Annotated in this window: 11 protein-coding genes; 9 read left to right on the top strand and 2 right to left on the bottom strand. The window is 60.6% G+C overall.

The genetic code is table 11. From position 1 onward, the window contains the following. Positions 1-472: 472 nt before the first annotated feature. The 4 genes from ACYAR8_RS21780 (at position 473) to ACYAR8_RS21765 (ending at position 4,229) form a co-directional block, all read left to right on the top strand. Entirely contained in the window at positions 473-1,270 is a 798-nt protein-coding gene (locus tag ACYAR8_RS21780) for a hydroxymethylpyrimidine/phosphomethylpyrimidine kinase (protein WP_074892694.1), read from the top strand. Positions 1,271-1,293: 23 nt separating this feature from the next. Beyond that, positions 1,294-1,920 carry a thiamine phosphate synthase gene (gene thiE, locus ACYAR8_RS21775; RefSeq protein WP_074892695.1) on the top strand — a complete coding sequence of 209 codons (627 nt, stop codon included), beginning with the start codon at positions 1,294-1,296 and terminating at the stop codon, positions 1,918-1,920. Between the two features lie 57 nt (positions 1,921-1,977). Continuing rightward, positions 1,978-3,261: a glutamate-1-semialdehyde 2,1-aminomutase gene (hemL, locus tag ACYAR8_RS21770; RefSeq protein WP_463581034.1), complete on the top strand. Its 1,284-nt coding sequence runs from the start codon at positions 1,978-1,980 to the stop codon at positions 3,259-3,261. A gap of 401 nt (positions 3,262-3,662) precedes the next feature. Then, entirely contained in the window at positions 3,663-4,229 is a 567-nt protein-coding gene (locus tag ACYAR8_RS21765) for a tetratricopeptide repeat protein (RefSeq protein ID WP_108121605.1), read from the top strand. A 6-nt stretch (positions 4,230-4,235) separates the two neighbouring features. Here ACYAR8_RS21765 and ACYAR8_RS21760 read toward each other — a convergent pair whose 3' ends face one another. Then, on the bottom strand, positions 4,236-4,562 hold the full coding sequence (locus tag ACYAR8_RS21760) for a DUF1820 family protein (protein WP_065988358.1): 327 nt from the start codon (positions 4,560-4,562) through the stop codon (positions 4,236-4,238). Between the two features lie 131 nt (positions 4,563-4,693). Here ACYAR8_RS21760 and miaB point away from each other — a divergent pair, with 131 nt between their 5' ends. The 5 genes from miaB (at position 4,694) to lnt (ending at position 10,221) form a co-directional block, all read left to right on the top strand. Then, entirely contained in the window at positions 4,694-6,022 is a 1,329-nt protein-coding gene (miaB, locus tag ACYAR8_RS21755) for a tRNA (N6-isopentenyl adenosine(37)-C2)-methylthiotransferase MiaB (RefSeq protein WP_172609812.1), read from the top strand. A 263-nt stretch (positions 6,023-6,285) separates the two neighbouring features. After that, entirely contained in the window at positions 6,286-7,302 is a 1,017-nt protein-coding gene (locus ACYAR8_RS21750; RefSeq protein WP_463581033.1) for a PhoH family protein, read from the top strand. Then, on the top strand, positions 7,295-7,825 hold the full coding sequence (ybeY, locus tag ACYAR8_RS21745) for an rRNA maturation RNase YbeY (RefSeq protein WP_074892700.1): 531 nt from the start codon (positions 7,295-7,297) through the stop codon (positions 7,823-7,825). Before ACYAR8_RS21750 ends, ybeY begins: the two co-directional genes overlap by 8 nt. Positions 7,826-7,830: 5 nt before the next feature. Beyond that, a complete protein-coding gene (locus tag ACYAR8_RS21740) occupies positions 7,831-8,673 on the top strand; it encodes an HlyC/CorC family transporter (RefSeq protein WP_065988361.1) in 843 nt (280 codons plus the stop codon). A gap of 27 nt (positions 8,674-8,700) precedes the next feature. Beyond that, positions 8,701-10,221, top strand: coding sequence for an apolipoprotein N-acyltransferase (gene lnt, locus ACYAR8_RS21735; protein ID WP_074892701.1), 1,521 nt, complete (start codon positions 8,701-8,703; stop codon positions 10,219-10,221). 384 nt (positions 10,222-10,605) lie between these two features. On the opposite strand, the gene ACYAR8_RS21730 is transcribed toward lnt, so the two are convergent. After that, positions 10,606-11,082 (bottom strand): REP-associated tyrosine transposase, encoded by a 477-nt coding sequence (locus ACYAR8_RS21730; protein WP_463581032.1) that lies wholly within the window; start codon positions 11,080-11,082, stop codon positions 10,606-10,608. Positions 11,083-11,696: the final 614 nt, after the last annotated feature.

Genomic DNA, 11,696 nt, shown 5'->3' with positions numbered 1-11,696 from the left:
AATCACCGCGTGCACATAGTGGAAGTGGCGTAAGCCAGAAAATTGCCTAGTGGTACTGGCTGAACGCAATGCACTTAGTGGGACCGGCTTTAGCCGGGAAGGCGTCAGATGTCTCACCGCAAAATTGATGGCGTACGCACCGGCCCCTTCCCGGCTGAAGCCGGTCCCACTAAATCACCGCGTGCACATAGTGGAAGTGGCGTAAGCCAGAAAATTGCCTAGTGGTACTGGCTGAACGCAATGCACTTAGTGGGACCGGCTTTAGCCGGGAAGGCGTCAGATGCCTCACCGCAAAATTGATGGCGTACGCACCGGCCCCTTCCCGGCTGAAGCCGGTCCCACTAACAGCATGCGTCCTGCCGCAAAAATGATGGGGTTTGCACTGGCGCTTCCCGGCTGAAGCCGGTCCTACTAAAGGCAGGGCGCGCACTCAGTGGGACCGGCAAAAACTTTAGTGGTAAGCTCGCGCACCATGAATATCTATAGCTCCCGCCCTGTTGTCCTCTGTCTCTCCGGCCACGACCCCAGTGGCGGCGCCGGCTTGCAGGCAGATATCGAAGCCCTGCTCGCCCAGGGTTGCCACGCGGCTCCCGCCGTCACCGCCCTGACCATTCAGGACACCGTGAACGTCACTGACTTTCGCGTGCTGGATCGCGAATGGGTGCTGGCGCAAGCCAATGCCGTGCTCAACGATTCCACCGTCGCAGCAGTGAAGCTGGGCATGCTGGGTTCGCTGGAGATGGTCGACACCGTCGTCGAACTGCTGGCGGCGCATCCGCATCTGCCGATGGTCTGCGATCCGGTGTTGCGCGCCGGTGGCGGCGGGCGTCTGGGCAAGGACGAAGTGGGTTACGCGATGCGCGAGCGTCTGCTCCCGCTGGCCACCATCGCCACGCCGAACCTGCCGGAAGCGCGCATTCTGGCCGAGCTCCCTGAGGGCACCGCCGACGAGTGTGCCGAGAAGCTGCTGCCGTTCTGTGAGCACTTGCTGATCACCGGCGGCCATGGCGATGAGCACGAAGTTCACAACCGCCTGTACATCCGCGGCGGTCAGTCACGCACCTTCACCTGTCAGCGTCTGCCGGGCAGCTATCACGGCTCCGGCTGCACACTGGCCAGCGCACTGGCGGGCAGACTGGCCCAAGGTCAGGACCTGATCGGTGCTGTGCAAATGGCGCTGGACTACACTTGGCGCACGCTGCGCGATGCCGAACAGCTGGGCCGGGGACAATTCGTTCCGCGCCGCCTGCCGCTGGATTTCTGCTCGTAACGCCACGAAAAAGAGGCACCTTGATGAGATTACGTGGCTTGTATGCCGTGACCGACAGCCAGCTGTTGGCCGGCAAATTCCTGTCTTACGTTGAAGCCGCCCTCGATGGCGGTGTGACCCTTCTGCAATACCGCGACAAATCCGGTGACGAAACCCGCCGCCTGCGCGAGGCCTCGGCGCTGCTCAAGCTGTGCGAGCGCTACAAGACCCGCCTGATCATCAACGACGACGCCGAAGTGGCCGCGCGCCTGGGCGTTGGCGTGCATCTGGGGCAAACCGACGGCTCGCTGCCGGACGCCCGCGCCCTGCTCGGTCACAAAGCCATTGTCGGTGCGACCTGCCACGCGCAGCTCGAGCTGGCCGACAAGGCCAAGACCGACGGCGCCTCTTATGTCGCCTTCGGACGCTTCTTCAATTCCCAGACCAAACCCGGCGCACCGACCTGCAGCCTCGACCTGCTCAGCCAGGCGCGCAAACGCATCAAGCTGCCCATTGCGGTGATCGGCGGCATTACCCTGGAAAACGCCGCGCCGCTGGTGGCCCATGGCGCCGATCTGCTGGCCGTCGTGCACGGGCTGTTCGGCGCGGAAACCACCCAGGAAGTCACCCGTCGCGCCCGGGCTTTCAACGATCTGTTCAAGCCCGCCTGACGCTGCGTCAGGCTGGTTGCGTACTCATTCATTCCCGATTCAAACAGAGACCTCATCATGTCCCGTTCTGAAACCCTCTTCGCCAATGCCCAGAAACACATCCCCGGCGGTGTCAATTCGCCGGTCCGTGCGTTCAAAAGCGTCGGTGGCACGCCGTTGTTCTTCAAACACGCGGTCGGCGCTTACGTCACCGATGAAGACGACAAGCGTTACGTCGATTACGTCGGTTCGTGGGGCCCGATGATTCTGGGCCACAGCCACCCGGACGTGCTGGATGCCGTGCGCAAGCAGCTGGAACACGGGCTGTCGTACGGCGCACCGACCGCGATGGAAACCGAGATGGCCGATCTGGTCTGCTCGATCGTGCCGTCGATGGAGATGGTGCGCATGGTCAGCTCCGGCACCGAAGCGACCATGAGTGCGATCCGCCTGGCCCGAGGTTTTACCGGCCGGGACAGCATTATCAAATTCGAAGGCTGCTACCACGGCCACTCCGACAGCCTGCTGGTGAAAGCCGGTTCGGGCGCACTGACCCTGGGCGTGCCGAGCTCGCCCGGCGTACCGGCGGCCTTCGCCAAGCACACGCTGACCCTGCCGTTCAACGACATCGACGCGGTCAAGGCGATGCTGGCTGACGTCGGCCAGGAAGTGGCGTGCATCATCGTCGAGCCGGTAGCCGGCAACATGAACTGCGTGCCGCCTGCGCCGGGTTTCCTGCAAGGCCTGCGCGAAGCCTGCGACGAGCACGGTGTGGTGCTGATTTTTGATGAAGTAATGACCGGTTTCCGCGTTGCCCTCGGTGGGGCGCAGGCGTACTACGGCGTCAAGCCGGACCTGAGCACGTTCGGCAAGATCATCGGCGGCGGCATGCCGGTCGGCTGTTTCGGCGGCAAGCGCGAAATCATGTCGCACATCGCGCCGCTGGGGCCGGTGTATCAGGCTGGCACGCTGTCGGGTAACCCGCTGGCGATGGCGGCGGGTCTGACCACCCTGCGCCTGATCAGCCGCCCGGGTTTCCACGACGAACTGAGTGCGTTCACCACGCGCCTGCTGGAAGGCCTGCAACAGCGCGCCGACGCCGCCGGCATCCCGTTCGTGACCACCCAGGCGGGCGGCATGTTCGGCCTGTACTTCAGCGACGCCAAAGAGATCGTCACCTTCCAGGATGTGATGACCAGCGACGCCAATCGCTTCAAGCAATTCTTCCACCTGATGCTGGAAGGCGGCGTTTACCTGGCGCCAAGCGCGTTCGAAGCCGGCTTTACCTCTATCGCCCACGGCGAGGCAGAGTTGCAGCAGACGCTGGACGCGGCAGAAAAGGCATTCGCTCAGCTGAAATAACGGGCAGACCGGGCGGAAGGGATTCCGCCCGGGCATCGGCGCCGTCTGGTGTTACGACTGCTGCGCAGCCGATCGCGGGACAAGCCACGCTCCTACACCACAGTGTTTGCTGCGCTGCATCCGTACGCTGGGCAATGGAAGGTTTGTAGGAGCGTGGCTTGTCCCGCGATCTGGCGCGTAGCGGCAGCAAACGTGCATCAGCCAGCGTTTTCAGGAGCAGCCATGGCCCGAAAGCGTCATTATGCAGCGGCAAAACCTCCTGAATTCAGCGTTGTAAGGCCCGCGCAGCAGAAAATCAGTAAAGACTTTGTAAGGTTGCCCTCGCTTATTTCATAATGCGCAGCCAGCACGTTTAGCTGGACGGGCATGCCCGCACCTTTTTCAGAGGTAAGTCGACTTCCATGAATCGCACCGGCCGCGCCCTTGCATTGGGCTGCCTGTTGCTTCTTCATCCCCTGCTGGCTAATGCAGGTGGCAACTCGTTGTTGATCCCGGCGGTGGGTCGTTGCACCCTCAATACCCAGCCAGACAACCTGCCAGCAGCGTTGTCCGCTTGTCAGCAGGCGGCTCAGGATGGGGATGCGCAGGCGCAATACGAGTTGGGGGAGTTCTATTACGAGGGCAAAAGTGCGCCTCGTGACTTGCCCCAGGCACTCAACTATTTCGAAAAAGCTTCGTTGCAGGGGCACGCCCAGGCGCAGTACCAACTGGGCTTGATGTTCTTTCGTGGCGAAGGGGTGCAGGCCAATAATATTCAGGCGTATATCGTGCTGAAAATGGCCGCGGTCAACGGTTCGGAAGATGCGCTGGATCAGGCGGACGAAGTATCCGCGCAAATGAAGCGCGAAGATCTGGAAGTGGCCACACAAGTGCTCGGTCAGATCTTCCGCAAATACCTGGCGGAGCTGCAAACGGCTGAAGGACGCACACCGTTTGCGCCCTTCCCTGATGACAGCGCCAAGCCCTGACCTGGATTACTTGTCCGGCATCGGCATCGGAAACGGCATGACGTTGCCGGTGTGACGCGCTTCAGTGATCTTCGCTGTGCCCATCCGCTCGACTTCATCGATTCGCACAATGGAGTGCATCGGCACGAAGCTGCGCACCACACCATCGAACTGCGCCTTGAGCTTCTCTTCGCTGGGGTCGACCACGACGGTGGTGCGCTCGCCGAAGACGAATTCTTCTACTTCCAGGAAACCCCACAGATCACTCTGATAGATCTGTTTGGCGTACATCTCGAACACCTGTCCCTGGTTAAGAAAAATCACCTTGTAGATTGGAGCTTCGCGTTTGGTCATAACAGGCAGGCAGTGGTCAGCGTTTTGAAAAGGGCGCGAACTATAGCATGCCGCTGGTTAGACGACGCTAGGAAGCCGGGGCCCGCATCCCTATAATGCGCGGTTCTTTGAATCACCTGATGAACCCCCGCATGGCCAAGAAGCTTTACATCGAAACCCACGGTTGCCAGATGAACGAGTACGACAGCTCGCGCATGGTCGATCTGCTGGGCGAACATCAAGCACTGGAAGTCACCGCACGGGCGGAAGACGCTGACGTCATCCTGCTCAACACCTGTTCGATCCGCGAGCGGGCGCAGGACCGGGTGTACTCCCAGCTTGGCCGCTGGCGCGAATTGAAGCTGGCAAACCCCGAGATGGTCATCGCCGTCGGTGGCTGCGTGGCGAGTCAGGAAGGCGCGGCCATCCGCGACCGCGCGCCTTACGTCGACGTGGTGTTCGGCCCCCAGACGCTGCACCGTCTGCCGGAAATGATCGACGCGGCCCGCATCACGCGCCTGCCACAGGTCGACGTCTCGTTCCCCGAAATCGAAAAATTCGACCACTTGCCCGAGCCCCGTGTCGATGGGCCGAGCGCTTATGTGTCGGTCATGGAAGGCTGCAGCAAGTACTGCACGTTCTGCGTGGTGCCTTACACCCGCGGGGAAGAAGTCAGCCGGCCGTTCGACGACGTCATTAACGAGGTGCTTCATCTGGCCGAGAACGGCGTGCGTGAAGTGACCCTGCTGGGCCAGAACGTCAACGGCTATCGCGGCACGACCCACGACGGGCGCCTCGCTGACCTGGCCGAACTGATCCGCGTGGTTGCCGCCATCGACGGCATCGACCGCATTCGCTACACCACCTCGCACCCGCTGGAATTCTCCGACAGCCTCATTCAGGCTCACGCCGAAGTGCCGGAGCTGGTAAAGCATCTGCATTTGCCCGTGCAATCAGGTTCCGACCGGATTCTCGCGGCGATGAAACGCAATCACACGGTGCTCGAATACAAGTCACGCCTGCGCAAGCTGCGTGCGGCGGTTCCGGACATCTGCATCAGCTCCGACTTCATCGTCGGCTTCCCGGGCGAAACCGAGAAGGATCACCTGCAAACCATGAAGCTGGTGGAAGACGTCGGCATGGATTTCTCCTACTCCTTCGTTTACAGCGCACGTCCCGGCACACCCGCGGCCGATCTGGCCGACGACACGTCGGAAGAAGTGAAGAAAGAACGCCTCAAGCAGCTGCAGGACCTGATCAACCGTCAGGGCCTGGACATCAGCCGCAAAATGGCCGGCACCGTGCAGCGCATTCTGGTCACCGACTATTCGAAGAAGGACCCCGGCGAATTGCAGGGCCGTACCGAGAACAACCGGATCGTCAATTTCCGCTGCGACAACCCCCGGCTGATCGGCCAGTTCACCGACGTCTACATCGACAGCGCCCAACCCCACTCGCTGCGCGGGTCGTTGTTGCAATAAGCCAAAGCGCCCCAATGTAGTCGCCACGCATGTTTTTTTGTGTGCAGGCCCGGGCGTTGAATCAGGGGCCGGACAGCCGCCATACGTCGGTTGCCCCGGCTCGCGATTCGCCTCGCGGGCCCGGCGGGCTGTCTGTTAGAGCGTGTCCTGCCGGGCGTCTGCGCAGCTCATTTATCCATTAGTGAGCGAACCCTTCCGGACACTGCCTGCAGGGGTTATCCTTCACGTCACTTCACATTGCCGTCGGGCGGCCCAAAACCACTTTGAACGCACCTATCGAACCACATCGCTTTACCCTCGAACCTATCGAGGCTCACCGCTTCGCCAATCTGTGCGGGCAATTCGACGAGCATTTGCGCTTGATCGAACAGCGCCTGGACATCGAGATCCGCAATCGCGGAGGCCAGTTCGAGATGATCGGCGAGCGCAAACAAACCACCTCGGCAGAGAACCTGTTGCGCCGGCTGTATCGGGAAACGAAAGCGACCGAGCTGTCACCGGACATGGTCCATCTGTTCCTGCAGGAATCCGGCGTCGAAGAGCTGGACAACCACCCTGCTGCCGAAGTCGGCGTCGCTCTGCGCACCAAGAAAGGCATGATTCGCCCGCGCGGCTTGAATCAGCAGCGGTACGTAAAGGAAATCCTCGCCAACGACATCAACTTCGGCATCGGTCCGGCCGGTACCGGCAAGACCTATCTGGCGGTGGCCGCTGCGGTGGATGCGCTTGAGCGCGAGACCATTCGCCGCATCCTGCTGGTGCGTCCTGCCGTAGAAGCGGGCGAAAAGCTCGGATTCCTGCCCGGCGACCTGTCCCAGAAAATCGACCCGTACCTGCGCCCGCTGTATGACGCGCTGTACGAAATGCTCGGCTTCGAATACGTCGCCAAGCTGATCGAGAAGCAGGTGATCGAAGTCGCGCCGCTGGCCTACATGCGTGGTCGTACCCTTAATAACAGCTTCATCATTCTCGACGAGAGTCAGAACACCACCGTCGAGCAGATGAAAATGTTCCTGACCCGTATCGGCTTCGGCTCCACGGCCGTGATCACCGGCGACGTCACCCAGATCGACTTGCCCAAGGGCACGAAATCCGGTCTGAACCACGTCATCGACGTGCTCAAGGACGTGCCGGGCATCAGCTTTACCCACTTCAAGCCCAAGGACGTCGTGCGCCATCCGCTGGTGCAGCGCATCGTCGAAGCGTACGAACGCTACGAGGAACGCAACGACAATCCGGCCGCCCCTCAGGGTTCACGGGACAATCACCGCGATGCTTGAGCTGGATCTGCAACTCGCGAGTCAGGCCAGCGCCCCGAGCGAAGCCCAATTCCGCCTCTGGTGTGAAATGGGCCTGCGCCAGCGTTCGGCCGACTCGGAACTGACCATTCGCCTTGTCGACGAAGCCGAAGGCCGAGAGCTGAACAACACGTGGAGGCACAAGGATTACGCCACCAACGTGCTGTCGTTTCCTGCCGACGTCCCCGACGAGATGCTGGACATTCCGCTGCTGGGCGATCTGGTCATCTGCGTGCCTGTGGTCACCCGTGAAGCCGCTGAACAGGGCAAGTCACTGGATGCCCATTGGGCGCATCTGGTCATTCACGGCTGTCTGCATTTGTTGGGCTACGATCACATCGATGACGACGAAGCCGAAGAGATGGAAGCGCTGGAACGGGAGTTGCTTGCAGAGCTTGGCTATCCGGATCCTTACGCAGACGACGAATCTGTCGACGCTCTCCATCCAGAAGCGGCCAATTCCGACACACCCCATTCAGAAACATCAGCCAAGGATCACGAGTAAGGGCTATGAGCGAAGACCGATCGAGCAACGGGCAAAAGTCATGGTTGGGCAAACTGACCCAGGCATTTGCCCATGAGCCGAAAAACCGCCAGGAGCTGCTGGAGCTGCTGCGCGAAGCCCATCAGAACAAGCTGCTGGACAGTGAAGCGCTGGCCATCGTAGAAGGTGCCATTCAGGTCGCCGACCTGCAGGTGCGCGACATCATGGTGCCGCGTTCGCAGATGATCAGCATCAAGGCCAGCCAGACCCCACGCGAATTTCTGCCGGCCGTTATCGACTCGGCGCACTCGCGCTACCCGGTCATCGGCGAAAGCCACGATGACGTGCTGGGCGTATTGCTCGCGAAGGACCTGCTGCCGCTTATTCTCAAGGAAGACGGTGGCAGCGGCGACGTGAAAAGCCTGCTGCGTCCGGCGACCTTCGTCCCTGAATCCAAGCGCCTGAACGTGCTGTTGCGGGAATTCCGCGCCAACCACAATCACATGGCCATCGTCATTGACGAATACGGCGGCGTGGCGGGTCTGGTGACCATCGAAGACGTGCTCGAGCAAATCGTCGGCGACATCGAAGATGAGCACGATGTCGAGGAAGACAGCTACATCAAGCCGCTGCCCAGTGGCGACTTTCTGGTCAAGGCGCTGACCCCGATCGAGAGCTTCAACGAGTTCTTCGACAGCGGGTTCTCCGATGACGAATTCGACACCGTCGGCGGTCTGGTGATGAACGCGTTCGGGCATCTGCCCAAGCGTAATGAAATCACCGAAATCGGCGCGTACCGTTTCCGCATCCTGAATGCCGACAGCCGTCGTATTCACTTGCTGCGCCTGAGCCCGATCAACCGCACGTAAACGCCCTGCCCGTTTTAAGGAATGTAAATGCGCTGGATCACCCGCCCCGGCTGGCCCGGTAACCTGCTGGCCATGGTGGCCGGCGCGTTGATTACCCTGGCCCTGGCACCGTTCGATATCTGGCCGCTGGCGATCCTCGCGCTGGTGGTTTTCTATCTCGGTCTGCGCGACCTCACACCGCGCCAAGCCCTCTGGCGCGGGTGGTCATACGGGTTTGGCCTATTTGGCGGCGGTACCAGCTGGATTTACGTCAGCATCCACACCTATGGCGAGGCGCCGGTCTGGCTGGCGGCTTTCCTGATGGTGTTGTTCTGCGCGGCGGTGGCGTTTTTCTTCGCCCTGCCGGCGTGGATCTGGGCCCGCTGGATCCGCCGTAACGAAGCGCCGCTGGCCGATTCACTGGCCTTTGCCGCTTTGTGGTTTGGCCAGGAGATGTTTCGCGGCTGGTTCCTCACCGGTTTCCCCTGGCTCTATTCCGGCTACAGCCAACTCGACGGGCCGCTCAAAGGGCTCGCTCCGCTGGGCGGCATGTGGCTGATCTCTTTTGTGCTCGCGCTGAGTGCCGCGTTGCTGTGCAACCTGCCTCGTTTACGCACACGCGCGCCAAGGTTGGCGGCAGGCATTGTGTTGCTGATGGCGCCGTGGGTTGCCGGGCTGGCGCTGAAACATCACGCCTGGACCGAGCCTTCCGGCAAGCCGCTGACCGTCGCGGCCATGCAGGGCAACGTCGAGCAGAGCATGAAGTGGGACCCGGCGGCGCTCAACGCGCAACTCGCGCTGTACCGCGACATGACGTTCACCTCGAAAAAAGCTGACCTGATCATCTGGCCGGAAACGGCGGTGCCAGTGCTCAAGGAGTCGGTCGAAGGCTACCTGTCGATGATGGGCAAGTTTGCGGCCGAGCGCGATTCCGCCCTGATCACCGGCGTGCCGCTGCGTGAGAAAGGCACTCACGGGGAATACCGTTACTACAACGCCATCACCGTAACGGGCGAAGGCGATGGCACTTATCTGAAGCAGAAGCTGGTGCCGTTTGGTGAGTACGTGCCGTTGCAGGACCTGTTGCGTGGGCTGATTTCCTTTTTCAACCTGCCGATGTCCGATTTCGCGCGCGGGCCGTCAGGACAATCGCTGTTGCAGGCGAAGGGTTATGAGATCGCGCCGTTCATTTGTTATGAAGTGGTGTATCCGGAGTTCGCCGCAGGGCTTTCCGCGCAAAGCGATTTGCTGCTGACGGTGAGCAATGACACATGGTTCGGCACCTCGATCGGCCCGCTGCAGCACTTGCAGATGGCGCAGATGCGCGCACTGGAAGCCGGGCGCTGGATGATCCGTGCCACCAACAACGGTGTCAGCGCGCTGATCGACCCGTTCGGTGAAATCACCACCACCGTGCCGCAGTTCGAGCGCGCCGTGATGTACGGCGAAGTCACCCCGATGCAAAACCTCACGCCCTACCTGCACTGGCGCTCATGGCCGTTGATCGTGCTGTCGCTGCTGTTGATAGGCTGGGCGTTCTTTGCGGGCAGGATGGCGAAAGCATTGTGATACCTCGAGCGCAGCCAGCTCCGCTGACTGCGCTCAGCCCCACTGTCGGCCTGCACCAGCCTGACTGAATGCACGCCGACCACTAGTGGGACCGGCTTCAGCCGGGAAGAGGCCCGCATGAACACCATCAAATATGCGGTGTGACACCTGACGCTTTCCCGGCTAAAGCCGGTCCCACAATTTAAACCGCAGCAGATCGCGCTGACTGCGCACGATCCACAATTGGGTCGAATCGGCCTGACTGAATGCACGCGGACCATTAGTGGGACCGGCTTCAGCCGGGAAGAGGCCCGCATGAACACCATCAAATATGCGGTGTGACACCTGACGCCTTCCCGGCTAAAGCCGGTCCCACTAAGAGCACTCGGTGTGTCAGTGGGACAGCTAAAGGCCGTCCCACTCAAGCATCCATTCGCAGTCCCACAGTGGATAGTCTGCCGGGCGCATCACTAACCCTGCCCGGATTGGGTTGTTGATGACATAGCGAGCCATTTCAACGAGGTCCTCATCGGACCTGACCCCATGATCGTGATAACCCTTCTGCCATGTCATTTTCTTTGCACCATGTGCCTTGTTCACTGCGAATGAGGTTCTGCCCTTCAGCGCTTGCATGAGCGCAGGTAGCGATCCTGACTTGAGTTCAAAAAGCCAATGCAGATGATCAGGCATGACCACCCAGGCCAATGAGTGCACGACGCCTGAGTCGTGCAGACGTTTCATCTCCTTAACCACCAGGCGACCGGTCTGAACATCACTGAATAGAGGGCTGCGATCCTTTACTACAGAGGTAACGAGATAGACGTTTCCCTGTTGGGAATATCGACCGATACGCAAAGACCGTTCATGTTTGCTTCCATGCATTTCGCCGCTCTCCCTCGCTGTGAACGCGAACAGTAAAAGCAGTGAACCGCTTTACCTATAGCGACTGGGTATCGAGAGATTTCTGGTAAATGAGGACGTCCTAGGGGAGAGGCCAGTTTGGGGACCATCAGATTTGCGGTGTGACACCTGACGCTTTCCCGGCTAAAGCCGGTCCCACAATTAAATCGCAGCAGATCGCGCTGACTTAGTCAGGTCCCACCATTGAGCAGCACCCGCCTGACTGAATGCACGCGGACTATTAGTGGGACCGGCTTCAGCCGGGAAGACGCCCTTATGAACACCATCAGATATGCGGTGTGACACCTGACGCTTTCCCGGCTAAAGCCGGTCCCACAATTTAAACCGCAGCAGATCGCGCTGACTGCGCACGATCCACAATTGGGTCGTATCGGCCTGACTGGACGCATGCGGTCTATTAGTGGGACCGGCTTCAGCCGGGAAGAGGCCCGCATGAACACCATGAAATGTGCGGTGTCACACCCGACGCTTTCCCGGCTAAAGCCGGTCCCACAATTTAAACCGCAGCAGATCGCGCTGACTGCGCACGATCCACAATTGGGTCGAATCGGCCTGACTGGATGCACGCGGACCAT

It is taken from the genome of Pseudomonas sp. HP_01 (assembly GCF_055284355.1).
Note: the sequence above shows the minus strand (reverse complement) of the source record. Positions and strands in the feature narration are given on the sequence as shown.